The 26,654-nt window shown below is 64.9% G+C and carries 31 protein-coding genes and 1 tRNA gene; 13 read left to right on the top strand and 19 right to left on the bottom strand.

What is annotated here, in order from left to right:
- Positions 1 to 56: 56 nt before the first annotated feature.
- From BLT75_RS02070 to BLT75_RS02040, 7 genes are all read right to left on the bottom strand, one after another.
- Positions 57 to 133, bottom strand: a tRNA-Pro gene (locus BLT75_RS02070).
- A gap of 58 nt (positions 134 to 191) precedes the next feature.
- Complete coding sequence (locus BLT75_RS24695) at positions 192 to 860, bottom strand: MerR family transcriptional regulator (protein ID WP_245706303.1); 669 nt, start codon at positions 858 to 860, stop codon at positions 192 to 194.
- A gap of 86 nt (positions 861 to 946) precedes the next feature.
- Entirely contained in the window at positions 947 to 1,249 is a 303-nt protein-coding gene (gene ihfA / locus BLT75_RS02060) for an integration host factor subunit alpha (protein WP_093027351.1), read from the bottom strand.
- An 85-nt stretch (positions 1,250 to 1,334) separates the two neighbouring features.
- Positions 1,335 to 2,306: a beta-ketoacyl-ACP synthase III gene (locus tag BLT75_RS02055; RefSeq protein WP_093027176.1), complete on the bottom strand. Its 972-nt coding sequence runs from the start codon at positions 2,304 to 2,306 to the stop codon at positions 1,335 to 1,337.
- 4 nt (positions 2,307 to 2,310) lie between these two features.
- Positions 2,311 to 3,429 (bottom strand): phosphate acyltransferase PlsX, encoded by a 1,119-nt coding sequence (gene plsX, locus BLT75_RS02050; RefSeq protein WP_093027174.1) that lies wholly within the window; start codon positions 3,427 to 3,429, stop codon positions 2,311 to 2,313.
- A 24-nt stretch (positions 3,430 to 3,453) separates the two neighbouring features.
- The gene (gene rpmF, locus BLT75_RS02045) at positions 3,454 to 3,660 is read right to left on the bottom strand and encodes a 50S ribosomal protein L32 (protein WP_093027172.1); all 207 of its coding nucleotides are present in this window, start codon (positions 3,658 to 3,660) and stop codon (positions 3,454 to 3,456) included.
- Between the two features lie 208 nt (positions 3,661 to 3,868).
- Positions 3,869 to 4,405 (bottom strand): YceD family protein, encoded by a 537-nt coding sequence (locus BLT75_RS02040; RefSeq protein ID WP_093027349.1) that lies wholly within the window; start codon positions 4,403 to 4,405, stop codon positions 3,869 to 3,871.
- 84 nt (positions 4,406 to 4,489) lie between these two features.
- On the opposite strand from BLT75_RS02040, the gene BLT75_RS02035 reads away from it, so the two are divergent.
- The 3 genes from BLT75_RS02035 (at position 4,490) to BLT75_RS02025 (ending at position 7,656) form a co-directional block, all read left to right on the top strand.
- Positions 4,490 to 4,957 (top strand): outer membrane protein assembly factor BamE, encoded by a 468-nt coding sequence (locus BLT75_RS02035; RefSeq protein ID WP_093027170.1) that lies wholly within the window; start codon positions 4,490 to 4,492, stop codon positions 4,955 to 4,957.
- Positions 4,958 to 5,054: 97 nt separating this feature from the next.
- The gene (locus BLT75_RS02030; RefSeq protein WP_093027168.1) at positions 5,055 to 5,795 is read left to right on the top strand and encodes a GNAT family N-acetyltransferase; all 741 of its coding nucleotides are present in this window, start codon (positions 5,055 to 5,057) and stop codon (positions 5,793 to 5,795) included.
- A gap of 52 nt (positions 5,796 to 5,847) precedes the next feature.
- Positions 5,848 to 7,656 carry an ABC-F family ATP-binding cassette domain-containing protein gene (locus BLT75_RS02025; protein ID WP_093027166.1) on the top strand — a complete coding sequence of 603 codons (1,809 nt, stop codon included), beginning with the start codon at positions 5,848 to 5,850 and terminating at the stop codon, positions 7,654 to 7,656.
- Between the two features lie 72 nt (positions 7,657 to 7,728).
- Here the strand turns inward: BLT75_RS02025 and BLT75_RS02020 are convergent, their stop codons facing one another.
- Both BLT75_RS02020 and BLT75_RS02015 read right to left on the bottom strand, forming a co-directional pair.
- Positions 7,729 to 8,484: an SDR family NAD(P)-dependent oxidoreductase gene (locus BLT75_RS02020; RefSeq protein WP_093027164.1), complete on the bottom strand. Its 756-nt coding sequence runs from the start codon at positions 8,482 to 8,484 to the stop codon at positions 7,729 to 7,731.
- A 27-nt stretch (positions 8,485 to 8,511) separates the two neighbouring features.
- A complete protein-coding gene (locus tag BLT75_RS02015) occupies positions 8,512 to 9,414 on the bottom strand; it encodes a GNAT family N-acetyltransferase (protein ID WP_093027162.1) in 903 nt (300 codons plus the stop codon).
- Between the two features lie 45 nt (positions 9,415 to 9,459).
- Here BLT75_RS02015 and BLT75_RS25040 point away from each other — a divergent pair, with 45 nt between their 5' ends.
- Positions 9,460 to 9,582: a hypothetical protein gene (locus BLT75_RS25040; RefSeq protein ID WP_281243116.1), complete on the top strand. Its 123-nt coding sequence runs from the start codon at positions 9,460 to 9,462 to the stop codon at positions 9,580 to 9,582.
- 91 nt (positions 9,583 to 9,673) lie between these two features.
- Here the strand turns inward: BLT75_RS25040 and tyrS are convergent, their stop codons facing one another.
- Positions 9,674 to 10,921: a tyrosine--tRNA ligase gene (gene tyrS / locus BLT75_RS02010; protein ID WP_093027160.1), complete on the bottom strand. Its 1,248-nt coding sequence runs from the start codon at positions 10,919 to 10,921 to the stop codon at positions 9,674 to 9,676.
- A 62-nt stretch (positions 10,922 to 10,983) separates the two neighbouring features.
- Between tyrS and BLT75_RS02005 the strand changes: the two genes are divergently transcribed.
- Positions 10,984 to 12,096 (top strand): anhydro-N-acetylmuramic acid kinase, encoded by a 1,113-nt coding sequence (locus tag BLT75_RS02005; RefSeq protein ID WP_093027158.1) that lies wholly within the window; start codon positions 10,984 to 10,986, stop codon positions 12,094 to 12,096.
- A 185-nt stretch (positions 12,097 to 12,281) separates the two neighbouring features.
- Here the strand turns inward: BLT75_RS02005 and BLT75_RS02000 are convergent, their stop codons facing one another.
- Together BLT75_RS02000 and BLT75_RS01995 are read right to left on the bottom strand one after the other, a co-directional pair.
- Complete coding sequence (locus BLT75_RS02000; protein ID WP_093027156.1) at positions 12,282 to 13,172, bottom strand: fatty acid desaturase; 891 nt, start codon at positions 13,170 to 13,172, stop codon at positions 12,282 to 12,284.
- Between the two features lie 31 nt (positions 13,173 to 13,203).
- Positions 13,204 to 13,623: a cupin domain-containing protein gene (locus BLT75_RS01995; RefSeq protein ID WP_093027154.1), complete on the bottom strand. Its 420-nt coding sequence runs from the start codon at positions 13,621 to 13,623 to the stop codon at positions 13,204 to 13,206.
- Positions 13,624 to 13,684: 61 nt separating this feature from the next.
- Between BLT75_RS01995 and BLT75_RS01990 the strand changes: the two genes are divergently transcribed.
- Positions 13,685 to 15,103, top strand: a complete 1,419-nt coding sequence (locus BLT75_RS01990) for a protein adenylyltransferase SelO (RefSeq protein ID WP_093027152.1) — start codon at positions 13,685 to 13,687, stop codon at positions 15,101 to 15,103.
- 76 nt (positions 15,104 to 15,179) lie between these two features.
- On the opposite strand, the gene BLT75_RS01985 is transcribed toward BLT75_RS01990, so the two are convergent.
- Positions 15,180 to 16,055: a DMT family transporter gene (locus tag BLT75_RS01985; RefSeq protein ID WP_093027150.1), complete on the bottom strand. Its 876-nt coding sequence runs from the start codon at positions 16,053 to 16,055 to the stop codon at positions 15,180 to 15,182.
- A gap of 112 nt (positions 16,056 to 16,167) precedes the next feature.
- Here BLT75_RS01985 and BLT75_RS01980 point away from each other — a divergent pair, with 112 nt between their 5' ends.
- A complete protein-coding gene (locus tag BLT75_RS01980; protein ID WP_093027347.1) occupies positions 16,168 to 16,872 on the top strand; it encodes an endonuclease/exonuclease/phosphatase family protein in 705 nt (234 codons plus the stop codon).
- 88 nt (positions 16,873 to 16,960) lie between these two features.
- On the opposite strand, the gene BLT75_RS01975 is transcribed toward BLT75_RS01980, so the two are convergent.
- Entirely contained in the window at positions 16,961 to 18,220 is a 1,260-nt protein-coding gene (locus BLT75_RS01975; protein ID WP_093027148.1) for a DEAD/DEAH box helicase, read from the bottom strand.
- Between the two features lie 338 nt (positions 18,221 to 18,558).
- On the opposite strand from BLT75_RS01975, the gene BLT75_RS01970 reads away from it, so the two are divergent.
- A complete protein-coding gene (locus BLT75_RS01970; protein WP_093027146.1) occupies positions 18,559 to 18,972 on the top strand; it encodes a Fur family transcriptional regulator in 414 nt (137 codons plus the stop codon).
- A gap of 153 nt (positions 18,973 to 19,125) precedes the next feature.
- Here BLT75_RS01970 and BLT75_RS01965 read toward each other — a convergent pair whose 3' ends face one another.
- On the bottom strand, positions 19,126 to 19,452 hold the full coding sequence (locus tag BLT75_RS01965) for a hypothetical protein (protein WP_093027144.1): 327 nt from the start codon (positions 19,450 to 19,452) through the stop codon (positions 19,126 to 19,128).
- A gap of 145 nt (positions 19,453 to 19,597) precedes the next feature.
- On the opposite strand from BLT75_RS01965, the gene BLT75_RS01960 reads away from it, so the two are divergent.
- The 4 genes from BLT75_RS01960 to BLT75_RS01945 all read left to right on the top strand — a co-directional run bounded on the left by BLT75_RS01960 (position 19,598) and on the right by BLT75_RS01945 (position 23,031).
- Positions 19,598 to 20,005 carry an ACT domain-containing protein gene (locus tag BLT75_RS01960; RefSeq protein WP_093027141.1) on the top strand — a complete coding sequence of 136 codons (408 nt, stop codon included), beginning with the start codon at positions 19,598 to 19,600 and terminating at the stop codon, positions 20,003 to 20,005.
- 141 nt (positions 20,006 to 20,146) lie between these two features.
- Positions 20,147 to 21,058: a DMT family transporter gene (locus BLT75_RS01955; RefSeq protein ID WP_093027345.1), complete on the top strand. Its 912-nt coding sequence runs from the start codon at positions 20,147 to 20,149 to the stop codon at positions 21,056 to 21,058.
- Positions 21,059 to 21,203: 145 nt separating this feature from the next.
- Complete coding sequence (eno, locus tag BLT75_RS01950) at positions 21,204 to 22,481, top strand: phosphopyruvate hydratase (protein ID WP_093027139.1); 1,278 nt, start codon at positions 21,204 to 21,206, stop codon at positions 22,479 to 22,481.
- 43 nt (positions 22,482 to 22,524) lie between these two features.
- Positions 22,525 to 23,031, top strand: coding sequence for a GNAT family N-acetyltransferase (locus BLT75_RS01945; RefSeq protein WP_093027343.1), 507 nt, complete (start codon positions 22,525 to 22,527; stop codon positions 23,029 to 23,031).
- Between the two features lie 85 nt (positions 23,032 to 23,116).
- Here BLT75_RS01945 and BLT75_RS01940 read toward each other — a convergent pair whose 3' ends face one another.
- Positions 23,117 to 23,413, bottom strand: coding sequence for an antibiotic biosynthesis monooxygenase family protein (locus tag BLT75_RS01940; RefSeq protein WP_093027341.1), 297 nt, complete (start codon positions 23,411 to 23,413; stop codon positions 23,117 to 23,119).
- 106 nt (positions 23,414 to 23,519) lie between these two features.
- Between BLT75_RS01940 and BLT75_RS01935 the strand changes: the two genes are divergently transcribed.
- On the top strand, positions 23,520 to 24,212 hold the full coding sequence (locus BLT75_RS01935) for a haloacid dehalogenase type II (RefSeq protein WP_093027137.1): 693 nt from the start codon (positions 23,520 to 23,522) through the stop codon (positions 24,210 to 24,212).
- Positions 24,213 to 24,219: 7 nt separating this feature from the next.
- Here the strand turns inward: BLT75_RS01935 and BLT75_RS01930 are convergent, their stop codons facing one another.
- The 3 genes from BLT75_RS01930 to mazG all read right to left on the bottom strand — a co-directional run bounded on the left by BLT75_RS01930 (position 24,220) and on the right by mazG (position 26,613).
- Positions 24,220 to 24,669, bottom strand: a complete 450-nt coding sequence (locus tag BLT75_RS01930) for a GNAT family N-acetyltransferase (protein WP_093027339.1) — start codon at positions 24,667 to 24,669, stop codon at positions 24,220 to 24,222.
- Between the two features lie 61 nt (positions 24,670 to 24,730).
- Complete coding sequence (locus tag BLT75_RS01925) at positions 24,731 to 25,669, bottom strand: nucleoside hydrolase (protein WP_093027135.1); 939 nt, start codon at positions 25,667 to 25,669, stop codon at positions 24,731 to 24,733.
- 122 nt (positions 25,670 to 25,791) lie between these two features.
- A complete protein-coding gene (mazG, locus tag BLT75_RS01920) occupies positions 25,792 to 26,613 on the bottom strand; it encodes a nucleoside triphosphate pyrophosphohydrolase (protein ID WP_093027133.1) in 822 nt (273 codons plus the stop codon).
- Positions 26,614 to 26,654 lie beyond the last annotated feature (41 nt).

Raw genomic sequence — 26,654 nt, 5'->3', positions numbered from 1 at the left:
TTCCCCCGTCTTCCAGAGGCCCTGGTTTGCCATTTTTTCTTTTCGTCGGTATGATTTGGTCGGGCTAGCAGGACTCGAACCTGCGACCTTCCGTCCCCCAGACGGACGCGCTACCAGGCTGCGCCATAGCCCGACGATGGAGTGTTCATACCGGTTTTCTCGGCAGGGGCAAGGGGAAATCATGACCTTTTTCAACTGGCCTGCCGCGACAGCCAATCTTTCAATTGCGTGGCAAGGGGCGCGATTTCCATGGCCATTTTCGCGGGCAAGGCGGTAGTCTGTGCAACCGCGCTCAGGATTCCGGGTGCCGTATCCATATCCTCGTCCGTATTCTCGCCCTTGGATTCTTCGCTGACCGCGGGAACCGTTGCTTCGGTTTCTGCCGAAAACTCTTTTCCTGCTGCGGAAGGGGGCGAGAGATTCACGATTTCTATGGCGTCATCGTCGTCGTCATCACCATCGTCGCCGGTCGAACCGGACAAATCATCCTCGCCGGTCGCGGCTCTGTCCGAAACCAGATCGGGAAACAGATCGTTCAGGACGTTGCGATCGCCGAGATCCATGGAAAACTGCGCCGGGCTCGAATCCGCGAGCTTGGCTGCGTTGAACCTCACGACATTGCCGCCGTCTTCAAGATTGGAAACGGCGGTGTCCTCCAGACCTTGCGAAAACTCGGAAACATGAAGCACGCCCTGTTCCCGCAGAAGTTTCTGAACGCCCTTGATCGTCATTCCGTCGTCATGCAGCAGCTTCTTGATGCCGCCCAGCAACAACATGTCGGCCGGCCGGTAATATCTCCGTCCACCCGCACGTTTGACCGGCTTTACCTGGCTGAACTTGCTTTCCCAGAAGCGCAGCACATGAGCCTGAACACCCAACCATTCCGCGACTTCGGAGATGGTGCGAAAGGCGTCCGGCGACTTGCTCATGAAATGTGCCCTTGATTTTACTTGCGATTTCCGGCGGCAACCCGTTCTTTCATCAGGTGCGATGGACGGAATGTCAGGACGCGGCGCGGCTGGATGGGCACTTCTTCCCCGGTCTTGGGGTTGCGGCCGACACGCGCCGTTTTCTCGCGCACGCTGAACGTGCCGAAGGACGAGATCTTGACCTGTTCGCCGTTGACCAGCGCGTCGGACATATGGTTCAGCATACTTTCGACCAACTGCGCGCTTTCATTGCGGGAAAGGCCGACTTCGCGGAATACGGCTTCGCTCAAATCCATTCGTGTCAGAGTTTTGTCGCTCATGCGGACCCCCATGCTGATGATGAAGCATAGGGGTAGGGGAAATTCCCTGTCAATATCAATGAATTGCAAAGCGTGGGTTAGGCCGTTACCAGCGCAGGACCACCGCGCCCCATGCCAGGCCGCCGCCGATCGCCTCAGTGACCACCAGATCGCCTTTCTTGATCTGGCCGCGCTGCTTGCCAACGGAAAGGGCCAGAGGGATCGATGCGGCCGATGTATTTCCGTGATCCTGAACCGTTATGACAACCTTCTCCATCGGCAGTCCCATCTTCTTGGCGGTGCCCTGAATGATGCGGATGTTGGCCTGATGCGGTACGATCCAGTCGACGTCCGAACTGCTGAGGCCGGCTTTTTCCAAAGCGTTTTCAGCAGTTTGCGCCAGTTTTTCGACAGCGTGTCGGAACACCTGATTTCCCTGCATCCGAAGATAGCCGGTCGTCTGAGTCGACACGCCACCATCAACATAAAGCAGGTCACGATAGCGGCCGTCCGAGTTCAGATCGACGGCCAGGATACCCCGATCCTCCGGGGTACCGGTGCCTTCCTCGGCTTCCAGAACCACTGCTCCGGCGCCATCACCGAACAGCACGCAGGTGGAACGGTCGGTCCAGTCCATGATTCGGCTGAAGGTTTCCGCGCCGATTACCAGCACCCGCCTGGCCTGACCCGATACGATCAGGGCATTGGCATTGCTCAGCGCATAGACAAACCCGGCGCAAACCGCCTGTACGTCGAAGGCAAAGCCGCCGGTCATTCCAAGACGCGCCTGGACCATCGTCGCCGCCGACGGAAATGTAAGATCCGCCGTCGACGTCGCCAGGATGATGGCGTCAATCTGGTCGGCGCTCATGCCGGCGTCGTCCAGCGCGGCCTTGGCGGCATTTGTGGCCAGGTCCGAAGTGGTCTCTCCCTCGGCCGAGAAATGGCGTCTTTCGATCCCCGATCGGCTGCGAATCCATTCGTCCGAAGTGTCCAAGGTCTTTTCGAATTCGGAGTTGGGAACGACTCGTGCGGGAAGATAGTGCCCGACACCTTTTACGACTGCTCGGCCTGTCATCGGATCAGTTGCTTTCTTTTTCTTTGTTCAAAGCCGCATCTGCGGATTGCGCGACATCCTGCGTCAGTTCGGCGACAGAGGCAACGCGCGCTGCCAGCCTTTCGGCAAAACCCGACCGCGCCAGCGTGAACGCCAGCTTGATGGCCGCCGAAACTCCGGTTGCATCGGCGCTGCCATGCGATTTGATTACCGTGCCATTCAGGCCGAGAAAGACGCCGCCGTTGACCTGGCGCGGGTCAATCCTCTTGCTGAGGCGCCGCAGCGATGTAACCGCCAGCACAGATGCGAGACGCGACAAAGGGGAATACTTGAATGCCTCACGCAGAAGCGAGGCGATCATCCGCGCGGTGCCTTCGCCCGTCTTGATCGCGACATTTCCGGTGAATCCGTCCGTGACAATCACATCGCAGCGCGTTCCGGGTATGTCGCTGCCTTCGACGAATCCCACGAATTCGAATTTGGCGGGCTCAGCGTATTGGGCAATGAGGGCTTGCGCCTCTTTCAACTCGGCACGGCCCTTGTGCTCTTCGGTGCCGACATTCAGAAGGCCGACGCGCGGTCGCGACAGGTGCATCCCGTTGCGGGCATAGGATGCGCCCATCAGCGCATATTGCAGCAAGTCGGGTGCGTCGGCGCGAATATCGGCGCCGGCGTCCAGAAGCACGTTGAAGCCTTGCGGATTTCGCGACGGGAACAGAATCGCGATCGCGGGTCGGGTCACACCGGGCAGGCGACGCAGGCGCAGCATGCTGAGCGCCATGAGCGCGCCGGTATTGCCACAACTCACCGCGCCCGTGGCTTCGCCAGTCCGGACCGATTCGAGTGTCGACCACATCGACGTGTTCTTGCCGTTGCGTACGACCTGGCTCGGCTTGTCCTCCATCGTGACGACATCCGGGCAATCACGAAAAACGACGCGTCCTTCGAGAACGCGCCGCTTGGAAACCAGCTTGCGCAGCGTTTCTTCGGGGCCGTGAAGAATGAACCCCAGTTCGGGGTTCTTCTTTGCCGATTTTGCAATCCCTGCCACCACGACCGAAGGACCCGCGTCCCCGCCCATAGCGTCAACCGAGATGATGATCTTTCCGGTCGCCATGCCGGTCTGATCGGGCTGAGCTGTCATGCCGTGGCCTGCTCGGGGACGGGCTTAGGCCGCGTCTTCGTCCAGCTCGATCTCGTCGGCCTTGGCGACGACTTCACGGTCGTCATAATGGCCGCAGGCACCGCAAACGTGGTGCGGGCGCTTCAGCTCGCCGCAGTTCGGGCACTCGTTCGGGTTGGCAGCAACCAGGGCGTCATGCGCACGGCGCATGTTGCGACGCGATTTGGATACTTTGTTCTGTTGGACAGCCATTGTCTCAACCTTTGTCTTAACTGTGGGCCCCGATCAGAACCGTGGGCCGGTTTCGTACTACGTTTCCCAGAAGGTGTGACGAGCGTTTAGGCTTCTGCCCGCGCGTTGTCCAACCCTAAATCCGATTGAGCGCGCGAAAATACTGCGATTCTCGCCACGTTCAAGGGGTTTTTCTGACCGCCCCGTATGGCAGGTTTCCACACCCTTGTCATTGATCTTTTTTCAGCTTGTCGCGCAACGCCGCCAGTCCGGCGAAAGGGCGGGTGTCTTCGTCGGTCATTGCCGTTTTGCCGGGTTCGGCGAACACGGCTTCACCCAATTCGACGCCCTCCTTGCGCGGATAGGCGGGCAGCGCCAGCGCCAGCGCTTCGGTCATGACCGCGTTCAGGTCGATCACCGGGCCAAGCGGCTCCGCCTCGTCGTTTTCGGGCATTTCGGCTTCTTCCTCGTCCGGCTCGGCCCAGTCCTTGACGAAAAGCCTGCGCACTTCGGTGTCGATCCGCGTCGTCACCGGTTCCAGCGTCACGACACAAGGCTGCACGACAGTTGCCCCCAGTATGGCCGTCAGTCGCCAGTCGCTTTTTCCTTCGGCCCGTAACTCGCCCCCGAAAGAGAGCTTTCGCACCCCGTCGATTCCAAGTTCCCGCGCCAGTTCGCCGAGTCGGGCGGAATCCGGCCTCAACGTAAAGGTCGTGGCCCTGTTTTGCGGCAGATCAGCGACCCGCAGCACGGTTTCGTCAGTCATCGCGTGGCTTTCGTCTGTTGAACCGAAGCAAAGGTTTCTGTAATCGGGATAAAAGGCGCGCAAGGCCAAGGCAAGGGGGCAGGAATGTCAAAGACCGCAGGGCTGATGAAACCGGTATGTCGCGTGCTGGCGATCGGACTCACTGTTGGCGTTGTGACCGCTTGTACGGCCATCTACCGCAATCACGGCTATATTCCCACCGAAGAAGAGCTTGCCGCGATCACCGTGGGCGTGGACACGCGCGACAGCGTCCTCGAAGCAGTCGGTGCTCCCAGTTCATCGGGTTTGCTGAATGACAGCGGATATTACTATGTTTCCAGCCGCATGCGCCATTACGGGGCCCGCGCGCCCGAGGTCGTGTCCCGCCAACTGGTTGCCATCAGTTTCGACCAGCGCGGGGTCGTGCGGAATATCGAACGCTATGGTCTGGAAGATGGCCAGATCATTGCGCTCGAGCGCCGGGTGACGAGTTCGAGCATCGACGACAAGACCTTCCTGCGCCAGCTGATTGGCAACATCGGCTCGTTCAATCCAGCCAACGTCATCAACTGATCCGCATCGGTTTTTGCGGATACGTCACCCGCCCGTCACATCTTGTGTGCTAGGGTCCGGAGGAATACCATCGGGCGATCTCGTGGAGGACCGGGTCATGGGAGACGCTGTTCTGTTGAGCAAGGGCCGCTACCGCGCACGGCTGGCTTCGACGCCGGAGGACGTGTTGGCGGCGCAGGCCCTGCGGACAGTGGCGTTCCAGACCGCGGATCCCGACCGGGACCGGTTCGACCTCATCTGTGATCATGTTCTGATCGAGGACATATGCGCGGAAGGTGCGCTCGTTTGCTGTTTCCGCATGCTCACGACGCAGGGCGGGTGCGAAATCGGCAACAGCTACTCGGCACAGTTCTACGATCTTTCCGCGCTCGAAGTGTTCGACGGGCCCATGGTTGAAATGGGCCGGTTCTGCCTGCACCCCGACTGCCACGACCCGGATATCCTGCGTGTGGCCTGGGGGGCGATGACCGCATTTGTCGATCGCAACGGGATCGAGATGCTGTTTGGCTGTTCGTCCTTCGCAGGAACCGAGACCGAAGATTACCTGGACGCATTTGCGATGCTGAAACATCGCCATCTGGCGCCGAAACGCTGGTTGCCTCGGGTCAAGGCACCGCATGTCTTCCGGTTCGCGGCCCGGCTTCGGCGCAAGCCCGATGTGAAAAAGGCGATGCTCAGGATGCCACCCTTGCTGAAAACCTATCTGATGATGGGCGGTTGGGTCAGCGACCATGCGGTGGTGGACCGGCAGATGAACACGCTGCATGTCTTCACCGGGGTCGAGATCGGTGCGATTCCGCCGGCGCGCAAGCGTCTGCTGCGCGCGGTCGCCGGATAGCAGGCCCAGATGGGGCGTTGACGTCCCGCAAGCCGCGGTTTAGCTGGCGCTCATGGCACGTATTCCTCTTTTGCAGATGACCGGCATCTCGCTGACCTTCGGCGGCGATCCGGTGTTTTCCGGGCTCGACCTTGTGGTTCAGCCCAGTGACCGCGTCGCGCTTGTCGGGCGCAACGGTTCGGGCAAATCCACCCTGATGAAGGTGATGGCTGGCCTGGTCGAGCCGGACGCCGGAGAGATCGTGATACCTCCCGGAAAGTCAGTGGGTTACATGGAGCAGGATCCGGTGATGACCGGGTTTGCGACGCTCGGTGACTATGCCTCCAGCGGGCTGGAACCGGGCGAACTCTACAGGGTTGAACGCGCCGGAGAGGGTCTTAAATTCGATCCGGCCCGCGCGGTCGAGACCGCCTCGGGCGGCGAACGGCGGCGCGCGGCGCTGGCCAAGCTGATGGCCGAGGCGCCGGACCTGATGTTGCTGGACGAGCCGACCAACCACCTGGATATCGAGGCGATCGGCTGGTTGGAGCGCGAGCTGTCCTCGACCCGTGCGGCCTTTGTGCTGATCTCGCACGACCGTGCATTCTTGCGTGAGCTTACCCGCGCAACTCTCTGGATAGACAGGGGAATGGTCCGCAGGCAAGAGCGGGGTTTCGAGGATTTCGAAGCCTGGCGCGACAAGGTATGGGAGGAAGAGGACTCCGCCCGTCACAAACTGGACCGGCTGATCAAGTCCGAAGGCCGCTGGGCGGTCGAGGGCATCAGCGCGCGGCGCAAACGCAACCAGGGCCGTGTTCGCGCCTTGCAGGCGCTGCGCACCGAACGCGCGGCCCAGATAAAGCGCCAGGGTACGGCGGCCATGTCTTTGGATTCAGGTCCAAAATCCGGGCGCAAAGTGATCGAGGCCAAGGGGGTGACCAAGACCTATGACGGCAAGACCATCGTCAGGGGTTTCGATCTGACCGTCTTGCGTGGCGACCGGGTTGCCTTTGTGGGGCCGAACGGCGTCGGTAAGACCACGGTTCTCAAGATGTTGTTGCAACAGGTGGAACCGGATGCAGGTGTTGTGCAATTGGGCACCAATCTGGAGATCGCGGTCTTTGATCAGACCCGCGCGCAACTTGACCCCGAGATGTCCCTGTGGGACAGCCTGACCGGAGATCCTGAGATGCGCGTTTCGGGCAAGGCCGATCAGGTTATGGTGCGTGGCCAACCGCGCCATGTCGTCGCCTACCTGAAGGATTTCCTGTTCGACGAAAGGCAGGCAAGAGCGGCCGTCAAGTCCTTGTCAGGTGGGGAAAAAGCCCGGCTTCTGGTGGCGCGGTTGATGGCGAGACCGTCGAACCTGCTGGTGCTGGACGAACCGACCAACGATCTGGATGTCGAGACGCTGGACCTGCTTCAGGAGTTGCTGGACGACTATGATGGCACCGTCCTGCTGGTCAGCCACGACCGGGATTTTCTGGACCGTGTTGCCACCACCACGGTGGCGATGGAGGGGGATGGCAAGGCCACCGTCTATCCCGGCGGCTGGTCGGATTATCGTGCGCAGCGGGGTGAAAACCCAACGGAACCAGTAGAAAAAACAAAAGCTTCGACGCCGAAGGTGAAGTCCGAGGTAAAACCGAAAGCGGGACTGACCTTTTCCGAGAAACATCGGCTGGAGGCCCTGCCGGCCGAGATCGCGCGTCTGGAAGCAGAGATCGGCAAGCTGAACGAATTGATGGCGGACCCCGAGCTTTACACGCGCGAGCCGGTCAAGTTCCAGAAGGCGACCGAGGCGCTGGTGCAGCGGCAGGAGAAACTGTCCGCGGCCGAGGAGGAATGGCTGCTGCTGGCCGAAAAGGCCGAGGCCGAATAGGCGCGAATTGGCCGTTTTGTACCGGCCCAGAGGCCGGTACTGACCGTTTTGTAAAGCGTGGTATCGGGCGGATCAGCGCATCCGCAGCGCGCCGTCGAGGCGGATGACCTCGCCGTTCAGGTAACTCATCTGCACGATGAAGGCGGCCATGCGGCCGAACTCTTCGGGGCGGCCCAGGCGGGCGGGACAGGTGACCTCGGCGGCGAGCGAATCCTGTGCCTCTTGCGGCAGGCCCAGCAGCATGGGCGTCAGGAAGATGCCCGGCGCAATGGCCATGACCCGGATGTTGTCACGGGCAAGATCGCGGGCCATCGGCAGTGTCATGCCGACGATGCCGCCCTTGGAGGCCGAATAGGAGACCTGGCCTTTTTGCCCGTCAAAGGCGGCGATGGAGGCGGTGTTGATGATCACGCCGCGCTCGCCATCGGCGTCGGGTTCGTTCCGGGCCATCTCGGCGGCGGCCAGGCGGGCGACGTTGAAGCTGCCCAGCAGGTTGACGTCGATCGTCATCTCGAAAGTCCTGAGCGGCAGTGGGCCATCCTTGCCCAGCGTCTTGCCGACGGTGCCGATGCCGGCGCAGTTCACCGCGACGGTGATCTTGCCCATGCTGGCCTTGGCATGGGCGATGGCGGCGGCGACCGACTCTTCGCTGGTCACGTCGGTCTGGGCAAAGTGGCCGCCGATCTCGGCGGCGACAGCCTCGCCGCGCGCCACGTCGCGATCGAAGATGGTGACTTGCGCGCCGTGGGCTGCGAAATAGCGGGCGGTCGCCTCGCCCAGGCCGGAAGCGCCGCCGGTGATCACGGCTGCGGTGGTGTCGAGTTGCATGGGCCTCTCCCTGATATGAACATATGTTCAATAATCCGGCGCGGGACTGTCTGTCCAGCCCGGATGCATCGCGGACCGGTCGAGCCGCGCCAGCGGACGCAACGTCTGGCCCAGGGGCGGCCACCAGGCCCAGGTGCCGCCCAGCGGACGCAGACGGGCGCCAGTGCCGAGCTTGAAACGGGCGAGCCCCGGATTGCCTTCGGTCTCTACCGGGCCGAGATCGAGCCGTGTGACGCCCTGTAAGGCGAGCCAGGCCATCGCCTGCCACATCAGCAGGGTCTGGGCGCTGGTGGCGCGACCCGCCGGGGTGCTGTGGCCGATGTGATAGCTTGCCGCTGTGCCATGGCGCAGGATCAGGAGGCTCGCGATGGGTGTGTTGCCCTGGTGGGCGGTGAAGAGTTGGGTCGCGCCGGGGTTGGCGCCGGCATAGGCTAGCGTCAGGGCCGTGGGCCAGTTGCGATAGCCGCGCGCGCGCTGTTGCGCGGCCTCGGCGGTCAGCAGCCAATGGGCGGGGTCATGCGGCAGGTCGCCGTGCGATACGTGCAGGCCCTGCCGGCGGGCATGGCGCAGGCGGTTGCGCCACTTGGGATGCAGACCGGCCATCAGGTCGCCGGTCAGGTCCAGTTCGGCCACATGGGCGGGGGTGATCAACGGAACCGCGCCCAGCCTTTCGAGGCTCGGGCAGGGTGCGTCCGGGTTCATAAGGATCACGCTGCGGCGCAGCCCGGCGCGGGCGAGCAGGTCAGGCAGCGCACCCGGATCCGTCCGTGCGCGGCTGAGCAAGGCCACCGGCACAGCGGCGAGGCGGCGCGTGAGCACCAGCGCGCCATCGTCGAGCCGCGCCGGGGGCTGGCCGCAGAGCGCCAGGGCGGCGGCGAATTCGGCGCTTTGTTGCAGGGGAGGCGCATCGGGGGCGGTGGGTTCGAACATGGCGCCATTAACCGGTTTGAAACCTAAAACCGTGTTAATGCGCCTATGAAACGGGTTCTTGGCCAGGGGATCACCGCCCCGAGACCGACACGGGGGGCCGCCGCCCTGCTGGCGGCGATCCTGTCTGCCGTGCTGCTGCTGGGGTTAGGGGTTACGTCGCTGTGGTAAGCCCCGTGGGGGCAACAGGGGGCGCTGCCCCCTCGGCCCTTGCGGGCCTCACCCCCGGAGTATTTGCGGCGAAATGAAGGGGCAGGCGGGCCTAGGCAAGCTGCACCAGCGCGTGGCGTTTCTTGCCTGCGCTGAGCTTGATCGGCTGCGCCAGATCGCCCGCTTCGATCATCAGCCCGGCATCGGTCAGCGGGGCGTCGTTCAGGCGCGCGCCATCTTCGGCGATCAGGCGCTTGGCCTCCTTGCCGGATTTGGCGAGGCCGGATTTGACGATCAACTGAACGATCGAGGCGGGCAGGTCCGCGGTGCCGAGGGTAAGCGTGGGCAGGTCGTCGCCGATGCCGCCCTTTTCGAACACCTCGCGGGCGGTGGCCTCGGCCGCCTTCGCCGCCTCGGCCCCGTGGCAGAGCGCGGTCACCTCGTTGGCAAGGATGATCTTGGCGGTGTTGATCTCGGATCCCGCAAGCGCGCCCAGGCGCGCGCATTCGTCGATGGGCAGTTCGGTATAGAGCTTCAGGAAGCGGCCGACATCGGCATCGGTGGTGTTGCGCCAGAACTGCCAGAATTCGTAGGGCGAACGCATGTCGGCATTGAGCCACACGGCGCCGTCCTGGCTTTTGCCCATCTTCTTGCCGTCCGAGGTGGTCAGGAGCGGCGAGGTCAGGCCATAGACCTCGTGGTCGATCACCCGGCGGGTCAGGTCGATGCCGTTGACGATATTGCCCCACTGGTCCGAGCCGCCCATTTGCAGGATGCAGCCATAGCGGCGGTTCAGCTCCATGAAGTCATAGGCCTGAAGGATCATGTAGTTGAATTCGAGGAAGCTGAGCGACTGTTCGCGATCGAGGCGGGATTTCACGCTCTCGAAGCTGAGCATCCGGTTGACCGAGAAATGCCGCCCGATGTCGCGCAGGAAATCGAGGTAGTTCAGATCGGCCAGCCATTCGTCATTGTTGAGCATCAGCGCGGCATTCTGGGCGCCGCTGTCATAGTCGATATAGGCGGCAAAGACTTTTTTGATCCCGGCGATATTCTCGTCGATCTGCGCGGGTGTGAGCAGCGGGCGCTCTTCGGCACGGAAGGACGGGTCGCCCACCTTGGTGGTGCCGCCGCCCATCAGGGTGATCGGCTTGTGCCCGGTCTTTTGCAGCCAGCGTAGCATCATGATCTGGATAAGGCTGCCCACGTGCAGCGACTTGGCGGTGGCGTCGAAGCCGATATAGCCGGGCTGGCATCCCTTGAGCAGCGCCTCGTCGAGGCCCTGGTAATCGGTGCAGTCGGCGAGAAAGCCGCGCTCCATCATCACCGCGATGAAATCCGATTTGGGATGGTAGGTCATGTCTTGCCTCGGGGTTGGATTGCGGGGCACTTATAGGCGGCAGTTGAACAAAGGAAAAGGCCATGAAGAGGGCCATCGGGCGAGAGGGGCCGGTGACGGCACTTGGGGCGATGTCGGGCACGTCGCTGGACGGGGTCGATGCGGCTGTGGTGGAGACCGACGGGCATAGGATTTTCGGATTCGGGCCGGTGGGGTATCGCGGCTACTCCCCCGAGGAGCGCAGCGTGCTGCGGGCGGGTCTGGGGCGCTGGAGCGGGCCCGAGGTCGAGGCGGCGGGCGATCTGGTGACGCGCGCGCATGCCGAGGCGCTGGCCGGGTTCGAGGGCGCCGATCTGGTGGGGTTCCACGGTCAGACCCTGGCGCATGAGCCGCGCGGGCGCGGCACGCTCCAGGTGGGCGATGGCGCGGCTTTGGCCGCCGCCCTGGGGCGGCCGGTGGTCTGGGATTTCCGCAGCGACGATGTTCAGTTGGGGGGCGAGGGGGCGCCTTTGGCGCCGTTCTTTCACTTTGCCTGCGCCAAGTGGATTGGCGCGCGTGAGCCCTTGTGTTTCCTCAACCTCGGCGGGGTGGGAAACCTGACCTATGTGGACCCGGGTTTTGACCGGCCCGAGGTGCCCGGGGCGCTTCTGGCCTTTGACACCGGTCCGGCCAATGCGCCGGTCAACGACCTTATGCAGGCGCGGCTGGGTCTGCCGATGGACGAGGGCGGCGCGGTGGCGCGGGGCGGCACGGTGGAAACCGGCGCGCTAGAGCTTTTCCTGGCCGAGCCCTATTTTGCAAGAATGCCGCCCAAGTCACTGGACCGGAACGATTTTGCCGAGATGATCGGATTGGTGTCGGAGCTCAGCGACAGCGATGCGGTGGCGACACTGACAGGCATGTGCGCGGCGGCCGTCGCGCAGGGGATGGAGCATTGCCCGCGTCCGCCCGCACGTGTGCTGGTCACCGGCGGCGGGCGGTTGAACCCGGTGCTGATGGAGATGTTGCTCGTGTCACTCGACTGTCCGGTCGAACCGGTGGAGCGGGTCGGTCTGGATGGTGACATGCTGGAGGCGCAGGCTTTCGCCTATCTGGCGGTGCGGGTGGCAAGGGGGCTGCCGACCTCGTGCCCCGGCACCACCGGGGTCGGGGCGCTGGTGGGGGGCGGCATCGTCAGCCTGCCGGACGGAACCTGAAGGGGGCTCCGCCCCCTCGGCCCTCGCGGGCCTCACCCCCGGAGTATTTCCGACCAGAAAGAAGCAGTAACGCCACTCTGCAAGGCAGGGCGGCTTTTTGTGCTCGGTACAGCGGCAAGCGGTGTTGATGCGGGAAGGGGCTCGGAGGGCGGGATTCTCTGATTTGCAAGCGGATCGAGGGCCGGTCAGTCCTTCAGTTGGGCAAGGTATTGCGCGGCGAAGGCGGCATAGCCGTCCGAGGTGTTTTTCAGATGCGTCCGGGTCCAGCAGTGCAAGGCCGGGAGGCGGTAAAAAGGCACTGCCGGGTAGGCATGGTGCTCGGCGTGATAGGGCATGTTCCAGGCGAGGAAGCGCACGAGGCGGGTGGTGAAAGTCGTGCGCGAGTTTTCCAACATGTCGGCCACCGGCGGGCAGAGCCCGTGTTCGGCCAGGAGGTAGAGCCGCAGGAACGGCTGGCCGATGACAAGCGGCACGATCCAGAGCCAGAGGACAAGCGGCGAGATGGCGAGGCTGGCCAGCGCCAGCGCATAGAGGGCGAGCAGAACCCGCGCCTCGTGCCGCATCGCAGGGTGCTGGCGTTCGGGCAGGTAGGGCGCGTCGAACCGGCCCCGGGCATTGGCGGACAGCACCTTTGCCATGCCGCTCCAATAGGGCCATCCACTCAGGTAAAGTGCCAGGTCGCGCCGGTTGCCCGGGCGCGGCTTGCCGGCGAGTTCGGGGTCGCGCTGCGGGTCGTTGGTCCATTTGTGATGGGCCAGGTGGAAGTAGCGGAACCAGATGAAGGGTAGGGCGATCAGCCCGCCCGAGACATGGCCCGCGACCTCGTTCAGCCAGGCCGAGCGGAACGGCGTCTTGTGGGTGCATTCGTGGCAGAGAGTGAAGAGAAAAACGAGCAGAACCCCCTGTGGCACCACCAGAAGAGGCCAGAGCGGGACGCGCAACAGGATGCCGAGACTGGTCAGGCCAAGAAGTGTCCCATAGAGCGCCAGGTGTTTCAGCCCGGCGGCGTCGGAGCAGGCGAGAAGCTCGGCGCGGGTCTCGGGCGGCAGGCTGGCGACAAGGGTACGGTGATCCATGCGCCCGAGCCTAACGCGGCGGCGGTACGCGTCAAGCGCGGGGAATGTCGAAGCCGGGCAGCGCCAGCTCGAACCCCTCGAACCGGAAGCCGGGTGAGACGGTGCAGCTGACCAGCGTGTATTCGCCGGTGCTGCGCGCGGCCTGCCACCAGTCCGGCGGCACGATCAGTTGCGGCGCGCCGGCAGCCAGATCCGGGGTCAGCAGGTGGTCGGTGGCGGGGCCCGCGTCGGTCCCGCTCAGCGACAGGATCAGCGGCGCGCCGGCGTGCCAGAGCCAGATCTCGGTGGCGTCGACCCGGTGCCAATGGCTGCGCTCGCCGGATTTGAGAAGGAAGTAGATACAGGTGCCGGTTGCGCGCCCCTCGTTCTCGGCCATCCATGTCTGCCGGTACCAGCCGCCTTCGGGATGGGGTTCCAGTTCGAGGCGGCGGATGATCTCTTCGGCGGTCATGGGGCTTGCTTGGGTTTCTGTCGGGGCTGGTTTTTCGTTCGCCGGATCATATCTATGCTGCATGACTTTATCGATCCCCTTCGACAACAGTTATGCCCGTCTGCCGGGCGGTTTCTTTTCCGTCCAGGCGCCGGATCCGGTGCGCGCGCCGCGGCTGGTCGCGTTCAACGCCGACCTGGCGCGGGTGCTGGGCATCCAGCCGGGCGAGGCGCAGGAGATGGCGCAGGTCTTTGCCGGCAACGCGGTGCCCGAAGGGGCCCAGCCGCTGGCGCAACTTTATTCCGGGCACCAGTTCGGCCAATACAATCCGCAGCTTGGTGATGGGCGCGCGATCCTGCTGGGCGAGGTGGTGGGGGCGGACGGCATCCGCCGCGACATCCAGCTCAAGGGGGCCGGCCGCACGCCCTATTCGCGCTCGGGCGATGGGCGGGCCTGGCTGGGGCCGGTGCTGCGCGAATACGTGGTGAGCGAGGCGATGGCCGCACTCGGTATCCCCACCACCCGCGCCCTGGCCGTGGTCGAGACGGGAGAAACCGTGCTGCGTGAGCGCGCCCTGCCGGGTGCGGTGCTGACGCGAGTGGCGCAAAGTCACCTGCGGGTCGGCACCTTCCAGGTCTTTGCGGCGCGGGGCGAGATTGCACATCTTCGGAGCCTGACGGATTATGCCATTGCGCGCCACTACCCGGATGCGCAGGGGCCAATGGGCCTTCTGGCAGCGGTGCGCGACGCCCAGGCGCGCCTGATCGCGCTCTGGATGGGGGTGGGTTTCATCCACGGGGTGATGAACACCGACAACAGTTCGATCTCGGGCGAGACCATCGACTATGGCCCCTGCGCCTTCATGGACAGCTACCACCCCGACACCGTTTATTCCTCGATCGACCGGTTCGGGCGCTATGCCTATTCGAACCAGCCTGACATCGCGGTCTGGAACCTGGCGCAGCTTGCTACCGCGCTGATCCAGCAGATGGAGGACAAGGAAGCCGCCGTCGAGGAGGCGACCGGGATCGTGCACGCGATGCCCGGACTGCTGGAGCGCGAATGGCTCAGGGTTTTCGCCGCCAAGATCGGCATTGACCGGCCCACCGATGCCGACAAGGCGCTGGTCACCGACCTGCTCAACCGGATGGCCCGCGAACAGGCGGATTTCACCAACACGTTCCGCGCTCTCGGCAGTGCCAGGGCGCGCGACCAGTTCACCGACCCCACCGCCTATGATGGCTGGGCCGAAGGCTGGCAGCAGCGCCTCGGGCAAGAAGCTGGTCCCGATGCGCTGATGCGCGCCGCGAACCCTGCCTTCATCCCGCGCAACCACCGGATCGAGCAGATGATCGCGGCGGCGGTGAATGACGATTACACGCTCTTTCACCGGCTCAACGCCGTGCTCGCCCGTCCCTACGAGGATCAGCCGGATCAGATCGACCTTACCCGCCCGCCCGCGGAAAACGAGGTCGTCCAGGCCACGTTCTGCGGCACCTGATCTTCATCTTTTCGAAAATACTCAGGGGGAGTCGCCCATGGGGCGGCGGGGGCAGAGCCCCCGCACCTCCACCGTCTCAGCGCCGGTTGATCAGGAAGATGCCCGCCGCCACCAGACCGAGCGCCAGCCAGACCTGACCCGCCACATGCTCGCCCAGCGCCAGCCAGCCGAAGATCACCGCCAGCACCGGCGACAGGAAGCTGAACGAAGCGACCCCGTTTGCCCGGTAGGTGGCCAGCAACCGGAACCAGATCATGAAACCCAGGCCAACGACCCCGATCGACTGGAACAGCAGCCCGGCCCAGTGCAAGGGTTGTGGATCCCTCATGAGATCGCCGAAGAACGGCGCCAGCATCAGCAGGATCGGAGCCGAGACCACCAGCTGGCACATCAGCTGCAATTCGGCCGACACCCGCGCCAGCGGCGTGATCCGCACCACCAGCGCCAGCCCGGCCCAGCACATGGCGGCAAACACGGCCAGCGCATCGCCGGTCAGGCTCACATGGGCGGCATCGCGGTCGAGCAGCGCCAGCACCACGCCAACCATCGCCAGCATGAGCCCCATGACCCGAGGGCCGGACAGCCGCTCTCCCGGCAGCAGGACATGGGCCCCGAGCGCCAGCCAGACCGGCATCGAATAGAACAGGATCGAGGATCGCGATACCGCGGTCAGGTCGAGCGCGGTAAAGATGGCCATGAACTCGACGGTGAAGAGAAGCCCGGTGATCAGCCCGCCCGCGATCGCAGCGCGGGGAAAGGCCATCGGCTTGCCCAGTACCCATATCCAGCCCAGCAGGAAGACAAGCGCGATACCCGAGCGCAGACCGGCCTGGAACACCGGGCCGAATCCTCCACCCGTGATCTTGATGACGACCTGGTTGAAGGCCAGCAGCGCGGCGATACCGATCAGGGCGGCGGCTCCGGCCGCATCGACGGGGCGTTTTTCTTCCATGCGCCAAAAGGATGTGCAGTTCCTGCACATGTCAAGCAGATCCGGCCCGGACGCTCTTGCTTTGCGGCGCGACCTCCCGCATGACAGGGGAAAGAGACGTCCTGTAGAACCGATGCCCCGTCCCGATACCCTGCGGCTTGCCAGCTACAACATCCAGAAATGCGTGGGTCTCGACCTGCGCCGTCAGCCGCGCCGCATTCTGCAGGTGCTCGACGCGCTCGGCGCGCAGGTCGTGGTTCTGCAAGAGGCCGACAAGCGCCTGCCGCCGCGCCCCGCAGCACTGCCGCATTTCGTGCTGAACGAGGCGGGGTGGCAGATTGCCGATCTTGGCGGTGCGGGCTCGCTGGGCTGGCATGGCAATGCGGTGATCTGGCAGGGGGCGGATATCACCCTGCGCGCCACCGCCCATCACGATCTGCCAGGGCTGGAGCCGCGCGGCGCGGTGCGGGTCGAGTTCGACACGCCGATCGGCCCCCTGCGCGTGGTGGGCATGCACCTGGGGCTGCTGAGCGCGTCACGGCGCGACCAGGTGGTGCATCTGGCGCGGGACATGGTCCGGTTGGAGGCGATGCCGACGGTCTGGGCCGGGGATTTCAACGAATGGTCGCGCCAGCCGGTGCTCGATCACCTGGCGCCGATGATGCGGTTTTTGCCGCCGCGCCCCAGCTTTCCGTCGCCGCAGCCCCTGGGCGCGCTCGACCGTATCGCGCACAGCGGCGGTCTGGCGGTGACGGCGCATGGCGTTCATGCCGACCGCCCGGCGCATATCGCCTCGGACCACCTGCCGGTCTGGGCCGACCTGGTGGCGGTGGGCTAGCTTCCATCCTCTTGCCTGAAATATCCCGGGGGTCCGGGGGCAGAGCCCCCGGTTGGTCGCCGCTGTCAGGCGGCGAAACAAATCCCTGTCAGGCCGCCTTGCGCGGTCCGCCGCGGCCGCGGCCGCCCCTGCGGCTGCGGTGGGCGTCGCCGGGCTTGCCGCCGCCGCCCCGTTGCGGGCCTTTCTTGGCGGCCGGTTTTGCCGGGTCTTCCATCGGCTGCCAGGGTCGGCCCGAGGCGACCGGAATCGCGGCCTTCATCACCTTCTGGATGGCGGCCAGTTCCTCCATCTCGTCAGGTGCGCAAAAGGCGATGGCGGCGCCGTCCTTGCCCGCCCGCGCGGTGCGGCCGATGCGGTGGACATAGGCATCCGGCACGTTCGGCAGTTCGTAGTTGTAGACATGCTTCACGTCCGGAATGTCGAGACCGCGCGCGGCCACGTCGGTGGCCACGAGAACGCGGACCTCGGCCTCCTTGAAGGCGGCTATGGCGCGGTCGCGCTGGCCCTGGCTCTTGTTGCCATGCACGGCGGCGGTGGCGAAGCCCGCCTTTTCCAGCGTTTTCGCCAGTTTCTCGCAGCCCCATTTGGTGCGTCCGAAGACGATGGCGCGTTCGTCGCGATGGGTGTCCAGAAGCTCGATCAGCAGATCGGTCTTGGCCGCCTTGGCGATGAAATGCACCACCTGAGTCACCTTGTCGGCGGCCTTGCCCGGGGGCGAGACCTCGATCCGGCGCGGGCTCTTCAGATAGCTCTGGGCGATCTCGTTCATCAGCTTGGGCATGGTGGCCGAGAACAGCATGGTCTGCCGTTCCTTCGGCAGCACCGCCGCGATCTTGCGCAGGGCATGGATAAAGCCCAGATCGAGCATCTGGTCGGCCTCGTCCAGCACCAGGAAGGAGCAGCTGCCCAGATCGACGGCGCGGCGTTCCATCAGGTCCATCAGACGGCCCGGGGTGGCAACGAGAATGTCGATGCCGCGTTCCAGTCGCTTGATCTGCGGGTTGATGGACACGCCGCCCACCACGATTGCCACCTTGAGCGGGGTATCCTCGGTCAGCGCCTTCAGCGTTTCGGCGATCTGCTGCGCCAGTTCGCGGGTGGGGGCCAGTACCAGCCCGCGCACGGTGCCACGCGCCGGTTTGCGGCCGACCTGGCTCAGCAAGGTGATCAGCGGCACGCCGAAGGCCGCGGTCTTGCCGGTGCCGGTCTGGGCCAGACCCATCACGTCGTGGCCATTCAGCGCCTCGGGGATGGCCCGGGCCTGGATCGGGGTCGGTTCGGTGATGCCCATCTTTGCCAGGCGGTTCACCAGGGCCTTGTCCAGGCCCATCATGTCGAAATCGCTCATATCTATTCCTTCGCGCCGGACCCTCTGGGGCACGGCGTCACGAGCGGGTCCGCGAACCTCTGCCCGGCAGCCTCGTGCCCCGGACCGGTCCGTCGGTTTGCCCCATGCGTGACTGTGGGAACAGATGTGCCGTGTCCGGTGGAAGGCCCGGCAAAGGGCCGCGCGGGTGCATCCCGCTTTTTGTTTCCGTCTGCTCACGCGGCAGGGGACATCGGCGTCGACTGCATGTGACCCCGGCAGCGGGGAATGTCAACCGTGGTCGGTGATAAAAAGGCGGGTAGCCCTGTGCTGAAACAGCATGTAAACCCGTAACCCGAATGCCGAGACAGGAAGCGCCCATGTCCAAACCGATCATCGCCCGTTGCGAGGCCAAGGGCCTGCGCATGACCGGCCAGCGCCGCATCATCGCCCAGGTGCTTGAGGAAAGCGACGACCATCCGGACGTCGAGGAACTCTATGCCCGCGCGTCGAAGATGGATGCCGGCATTTCGATCGCGACGGTCTACAGAACGGTAAAGCTGTTCGAGGAGGCGGGCATTCTCGACCGGCTGGAATTCGGCGACGGGCGGGCGCGCTACGAGGATGCCGAGCGCGACCATCACGACCACCTGATCGACCTGAATACCGGCGAGGTGATCGAATTCGTCGACCCCGAGATCGAAGCCTTGCAGGAGCGCATCGCAGCCAAGCTGGGCTACCGTCTCAAGGGGCACAAGCTGGAACTTTACGGGGTGCCGCTGCGCAAGGGTTAGGCTTTCCGCGCGCGACGACGGCGGCAGGGGGCGCTGTTCCCGTCGCCCGCTGGGCGACTCTCCCGGAGTCTTTGTGGAAAAGATGAAAAAGCGGGGGCTTCGCTCGGCGCCATTTCGGGCGCGGTTTTTCCGGGCGGCCGTCGTGATTTATCGTCAGTTCTCGCGTTTCGCCTTGACCTGCCGCATGGCGCCGCCGGTGCTGGTCAAGCGCAGGTGTTCGCCGTTTTCCAGAAGCTCTACGTCGGCCTTGCTCAGTGCGCCCTTCCAGCCGTCCCGGCTGCGTTCCAGCGGGGTGGTTTCGGGGGCGTTGCTGAGGCGGTCCCAGACCAGTTCGGTGCAATCCGCGTTAACCGCGAAATCTCCGTAAATTCCATGCTCGCTGAAGGCGTATTGGCCGTCGGCCCAGGGACAGGCGTCGGCGGCAAGGGCCGGGGCCGCGAGGCAGAGGCAGATGGCGGGGAGGGCAAGGAGAGGTTTCATCGGGTTCTGATTCGGCTGAAGGTGACACTATCCGGGCGCCATTCTAGCCGATCGGCCCGCCACCTAATAGTATTGGCCCCAAGCGCCGGATCGGGATGCCACCGGGCCGCGAGGCGGACCGAGGGGCGGCGAGGGAGATTGCGAAATGAGCGGCGAGACCGACCTGGAGATCCTGTTGCAAAGCCTTTCGGCGCGACTGGTCGACGGCATTCACGTGTTCGTCAGCCTCGAGGATGGCGCCGTTCCGGGGGGTCTTCGGCCCCGGATGATGTTCCGCGAGGCCGAGGGCACCACGCTGATCCTTCTGCAATCCGAGGCCGAGGTGCAGGGGCTGGATTACGAGTTTCCCTGCCGGATGATCACGCTGGAGGTGCATTCCTCGCTTGCGGCGGTAGGGTTCATCGCCCGCATCGCCACCGAACTTGCTCGGCGGGGAATGGGTGTGAACCCGGTATCTGGATTCTACCATGACCATCTTTTCGTGCCTGACGGGCGCGAGGAGGAAGCGATGCGGGTATTGGCGGAGATCGCGCGGGGCGCGGCGCAAGGGTGACATCCGGGTCATCACATGGCGCGATGGACCGGCCCACGTCTTTTCATCGGCGGCAAGGGATTCGCCCTTGCGACGGCGGCGCGCTTGCGCTTTGGCTGCCGGCAAATCCCGGTCCGCCGGGCCTTGTCGAGGCGCACACCCATGAACAATGTCAACGGTATCCTGCTTGTCGTCGCCGCCATGGCGGCCTTTACCCTTGAGGACATTTTCATCAAGATCCTTTCCGCCGAGGTGCCGACCGGGCAGATCATGCTGGTGCTGGGCCTTTTCTGTGCGGCCGTTTTCCTGGTGATGGCGGTGGTGACGCGCAAGCCGGTGTTCACCCGCGTCGCCTGGTCGCCACTGCCACTGATGCGGGCCGGGACCGAGGCGGTCAGTGCGCTGACCTTCATCACCGCGCTGTCGCTGGTCGACCTGTCGACCGTTGCCGCCGTGTTCCAGGCGATGCCGCTGGCAGTGACCATGGGGGCGGCGCTGTTCCTGGGTGAAACAGTGGGCTGGCGGCGCTGGAGCGCGATCGGCGTCGGGTTTGCCGGTGTGCTGATGATCATCCGGCCGGGGATGGAGGGGTTCCGACCGGAATCGCTTTTCGTTGTTGCGAGCGTGATCGCGGTGGCCGCGCGCGACCTGATCACCCGGCGGATCGACGCGCGGGTCGCCTCGGCGGTGGTGTCGTTCCAGGCCTACCTGGCGCTTGTGCTGGTGGGCGGGGTGATGATGGCGCTCTCGCCGGGTGGATTTGCACCCGTCACTTCCGTTCAGGTCGGGCCCTATGCCGGTGCCGTGATTTTCGGTGTGCTGGGCTATCATGGCATCGTGACCGCGATGCGGGTGGGCGAGGCCTCGGCCGTGACGCCGTTCCGCTATACCCGGCTGGTGTTCTCTATTCTTGCAGGCATGCTGGTGTTTGGCGAGCAGCCCGACCTGCTGACCCTTGCGGGGGCCACGCTGATCATCGGATCGGGGCTCTACACCTTCCTGCGCGAGCGGCGACTGGCGCGCGAGATGGCGCGCAGCCGGAACGCCTCGGGACAAATTGCCAAAGCGACGTGATCCGTCCCGGCTGTTGGCGCAAACAAGGAAATGTTAGCCCTAACCAGTGGATTTTCTGCGTGTTAGCGTTAACTATCGTGGTTTACTTTCGCGCTGCGGCTGCTAAGAGGGCGGCAATCCAATTGCAGAGTCGGGGACCGATTTCATGAGCACCATCATCGACATTCACGCGCGCGAGATCCTGGACAGCCGGGGCAACCCGACCGTCGAGGTGGACGTGATCCTGGAAGACGGCACAATGGGCCGTGCGGCCGTGCCCTCGGGCGCCTCGACCGGGGCCTACGAGGCCGTCGAGCGCCGCGATGGCGACAAGAGCCGCTACATGGGCAAGGGCGTGCTGGAGGCGGTGGCCGCCGTCAATGGCGAAATCGCCGAGGAACTCGTGGGCTTCGACGCCACTGAACAGGTTGCCATCGACAGCGCGATGATCGAGCTGGACGGGACCGAGAACAAGGGTCGGCTGGGCGCCAACGCCATCCTGGGCGTGTCGCTGGCCGTGGCCAAGGCCGCTGCCGATTTCACCACCCAGCCGCTGTTCCGCTACGTGGGCGGCACCTCGGCCCGGGTACTGCCGGTGCCGATGATGAACATCATCAACGGCGGCGAGCATGCCGACAACCCGATCGACATCCAGGAATTCATGATCATGCCGGTGTCGGCGGAAAACATCCGCGACGCGGTGCGCATGGGTGCCGAAGTGTTCCATACGCTGAAGAAGGAACTGTCGGCGGCGGGTCTCGCCACCGGTGTGGGCGACGAGGGCGGGTTTGCCCCGAACCTGTCGAGCACCCGCGACGCGCTGGATTTCATCCTGAAGGCGATCGAGAAGGCCGGATACAAGCCCGGCGACGACATCCACCTGGCGCTGGATTGCGCGGCGACGGAATACTTCAAGAACGGCAATTATGTGCTGTCCGGTGAAGGAAAAACCCTGTCGAGCGAGGAGAATGTCGATTACCTGGCGGCGCTGGTGGCCGATTACCCGATCATCTCGATCGAGGATGGCATGGCCGAGGATGACTGGGACGGGTGGAAGGCGCTGACCGACCGGTTGGGCGGCAAGGTGCAGCTGGTGGGCGACGACCTGTTCGTGACCAACCCGGCGCGTCTGGCCGAGGGGATCGCCAAGGGCTGCGCCAACTCGATGCTGGTCAAGGTGAACCAGATCGGCTCGCTGACCGAGACGCTGAAGGCGGTCGATATGGCGCATCGGGCCCGTTACACCAACGTGATGAGCCACCGTTCGGGCGAAACCGAGGACGCCACCATCGCCGATCTGGCGGTAGCCACGAACTGCGGCCAGATCAAGACCGGCTCGCTGGCGCGGTCGGACCGGCTGGCCAAGTACAACCAGCTGATCCGCATCGAGGAAGCCCTGGGCGAGGTGGCCGAATACGCCGGGCGCTCGATCCTTCGCGGCTGAGGATTTCGATGCTATGGTCCTCTTCGAGCCGTCGGAGGGGACCATGATCGAGATCGTGACACCGCAAACGCCGGACCAGTTCGACGCGGTCCGGCGCCTGTGCTGGCAGTACCGCGATTTCCTGCTTGCTATCTCGCCGCAGAGCCGGGTGATCGCCGAGACCTTTTATCCCGAAGCGAAATATGCCGCGGTGATGGACCGGCTGGAGCAGGAGCACACGGCCCCGCAGGGCGGCGTGCGGCTGGTTCTGGCGCAAGCTGTGCCGGTTGGCTGCGGCATGTTCCATACGCTGGAGCCGGGAATCGCCGAGATCAAACGGGTTTATCTGACCGAGGCGGTGCGCGGCCGGGGCGCGGGGCTGGCGCTGATGATCGAGCTGGTCCGGGCCTGCCGGGCGCAGGGCTTCGCCGCGATCCGCATGGATACCGGCGCGCCGCTGGAGGCGGCGCAGAAGCTTTATGATGCGATGGGATTCGCGCGGCGCGATCCCTATTACGACCCGCCAGAGATAGCCCGCGATTTCCTGCGATTCTTCGAGATGCGCCTGTGAGAGCCCGCGCAGGGGGCGCTGCCCCCGCCGCCCGTTCCGGGCGGCTCCCCCGGAGTATTTGCGACCAGAAAGAAGCCCGATAGGCTCAGTCTGCAACGAAATCGTAGTGCCGGATGGTTCGGGATTCGACCAGTTCGGCCTCAGCCGGGTCGATATGGGGGCTGTTGTAATCCTCGCCGACAAAGGCCTTGAGCGCCTCCAGATCCTCCCAGATCATCACGAAACTGAAGTCGCGCGGGGTTTCGGGGCGGGCCGCGCCGGGCAGCACCTGGACGATCCCTTTCGTGCCCTTCATCAGGGGGATGGCTGTTTCGTGGAAGAATTCTGCAAAGGCTGCCTCCTTGCCGGGGCGGGTGGTGACCTGAAAGATGCGCATGATCATTTGGGTGTCCTCCTGTTGCGGGGCGGGTGGGACCTGCATCGGGCATTGAAATCCGCCCGCCGCTGTGTGCCCATTGTAGCACGGCGGCGGCGAGGGAGGCCCGGACATGATCAAGGCACTGATTTTCGACGTGTTCGGAACCTGTGTGGACTGGCGGTCGTCGGTGGCGCGCGAGGTGGCGGCGGTGCTGCCGGGTGTGGACGCCCTGGCTTTCGCCACCGCCTGGCGGGCCGAATACGATCCGGCGATGGCGCGCATCCGCGACGGCGCGCGCGGCTATGTGCCGCTGGATGACCTGCATCTGGAGAACCTCGATACCGTGGCGCGGGCGTTTGGTGTCCGGGTGCCGGACCGGTGGGCGCTGAACGCGGCCTGGGAGCGGCTCGACCCCTGGCCGGACGTGTTGGAGGGGCTGGTGGCGTTGCAGGCGCAGGCGATCATCGCGCCCTGTTCCAACGGGTCGATAGCGCTGATGACGCGGCTGGCGCGATATGCGGGCCTGCCGTGGGATTGTATCCTGGGGGCGGACCTCGCCCGGGACTACAAGCCGCGGCCGGAGGTCTACCTGGCCAGTTGCGCGGCGCTGAGGCTGGCGCCCGCAGAGGTGATGATGGTGGCCGCCCATAATGACGATCTGGCGGCGGCGCGGGCGGCGGGTCTGGCGACGGGTTTTGTGCCCAGGCCGGAGGAACATGGCCCCGGCCAGGAACGCGATCTGCGCGCTGAGAGCGATTGGGATATCGTGGCCGCGGATTTCCGCGACCTGGCCCGGCGGTTCGCGGCGCTTTGCGGCGGATAGAGGGTGGTCAGAGGCGGCGGGTCATCAGCGTGCGGGGGTCGCGACCCTGGAACCGGGCGCGGACACAGAGACGTTGCGCGGTCTCGTTGTCGCGGTCGAGCTTGAGATGCAGCGCCTTGAGGCCGGCGCCGGCCAGCGCCTTGGGAAGCTCGGTGAGCACCTCGGAGGCAATGCCGCGGCGCCGCACGGCGGGGCGGATCCAGATCTCGTCGACGAACCCGTCCATGCCGCCGCATGCGATTGACCAGCCGAAGCTGACGATGACATAGCCGAGCGGCGCGCGGGCGGGGCCGATCAGGTAGGCGCAGCCGTGCGGGATGCCCTCGAGCAGCGGCAGCAGCGCCTCGCGGCACAGGGTTTCGGTCATCTCGATCCCGGTTTCGGCATGGAAGCTGGCGACCATGGCCGTGATGCGGTCGAGGTCTTCAGGGCGGGCGAGGTGCAATGCGGTTGTCATGTGCGGTTCTTCGCTGTGCCGGGTGCGGCGCGCCATGTCCGGCGGGGCGAGGCGGGGGCGCTCACAGCCGGGCCAGCCGTTCGGTCAGCAGATCGAAGAAGCCCTGGGCGTCGAGTTGGCCGATGAAGAGCGCGTTTGGCGCGCGGTCCGTCACCCGCCACCAGTCGGCTACGGTCATGCCTAAGGTCAGGTCCGAGGTGGTTTCGATCTCGACGTTGATGTGGCGTCCGGAAAAGAGGTCGGGGCGCAGCAGATAGGCTGTCACGCAGGGGTCGTGCAAGGGGGCGCCTTCGGAGCCGTATTTCTCCTTGTCGAATCGTTCGAAGAAATCGGTCATCTGGGCGACGGCGATGCCGACGGGGGTGCCAAGGGCGCGGAAGGCGTCGTTGCGCGCCTTGGTGACCAGCGCCTTGTGGGTGACATCGAGCGGCATCACGACCAGGGGCGCGCCGGATCCGAAAACGATATCAGCGGCTTCGGGGTCGACATAGATGTTGAATTCCGCCGCGGGCGTGATGTTGCCGACCTCGAAATAGGCGCCGCCCATCAGCACGATTTCCTGCACGCGGGAGACGATGTCGGGGGCGCGGGTGAAGGCGGTGGCGATGTTGGTGAGCGGGCCCAGCGGACAGAGGGTCACCGTGCCGGGGGGCTGGGCGCGCAGGGTGTCGATGATGAAGTCGACGGCGTGGGTGTCCTGGAGCGACATGGTCGGATCGGGCAGGTCGGGTCCGTCGAGCCCGGTCCGGCCATGCACATGCTCGGCGGTGACCAGCTTGCGCGCGATGGGTGCCTCGCAACCCGCAAAGACCGGCACATCCGTCCGCCCGGCCAGTTCGCAGACGATGCGGGCGTTTTTCGCGGTCAGCGGCAGGGGCACGTTGCCGGCGACGGCGGTGATGCCCAGCACCTCGATCTCGTCGGGGCTGGCCAGCGCCAGCAGGATGGCGACGGCGTCGTCCTGGCCGGGATCGGTGTCGATGATGATGTTGCGGGGCATGGGGATCTCCGGTCGTGTGCATCAGTGGTGACAGGCGCGGGGGGCGCTGTCCAGAGGTCGCAGGGGGCGCTGCCCCCGCGCCTTGCGGCGCTCCCCCGGAGTATTTGCGGCGAAATGAAGGGTCAGGGGCGGGCTTTTTCCTCGGCCTTCACCTCGTTCCAGAGCGCGTCCATTTCCTCAAGCGTGCTCTGGGCCGGGGTCTTGCCCTTTGCGGCCAGCCGCGCCTCGATCTGGGTAAAGCGGCGGGTGAACTTGGCGTTGGTGCGGCGCAGCGCGGACTCGGGCTCGACGCCGAGATGGCGGCCGAGGTTGACGATGACGAAGAGGAGGTCGCCGAACTCGTCCTCGAGCGCGTCCGCGTCGAGACTGTCGCGTGCCTCGACCAGTTCGCGGGTCTCTTCGGCGATCTTGTCGAGCACCGGGCCGACATCGCCCCAGTCGAAGCCCACGCGGGCGGCGCGTTTTTGCAGCTTGCAGGCGCGCAGGAGAGCGGGCAGGCCAAGTGCGACCCCGTCGAGCGCGCCCTGCTGCGCCTTCTCTGCCCGTTCGGCGGCCTTGATCGTCTCCCAGTCGCGGGTCTGCTGTTCGGCGGACTTGTCGCGGCTCTCGGCGCCGAAGACATGCGGATGGCGGTCGACCATCTTGTCGGACATGGTGCGCACCACGTCCTGGAAGGTGAAATGACCCGCCTCGGCGGCCATCTGGGCATGAAAGACCGATTGAAAGAGCAGGTCGCCCAGCTCACCCTTCAACTCGTCCCAGGCGCCGCGTTCGATCGCGTCGGCGACCTCGTAGGCTTCCTCGATCGTGTAGGGGGCGATGGTGGCGAAATCCTGCTCGATGTCCCAGGGGCAGCCGGTTTCGGGGTCGCGCAGGCGGCGCATGATCTCCAGCAGGCGCTCGATTCCGGCCGATGGGTCGTGGATCAGCGTGTCATCGGGCATTGCAGCGGTCCTCGTTCCTGTGTCAGATGCATGCATCCCGC

It is taken from the genome of Ruegeria marina (genome assembly GCF_900101475.1).
GTDB classification, from domain to species: domain Bacteria; phylum Pseudomonadota; class Alphaproteobacteria; order Rhodobacterales; family Rhodobacteraceae; genus Ruegeria_B; species Ruegeria_B marina.
This window is presented reverse-complemented; position numbering and strand designations above follow the sequence as displayed.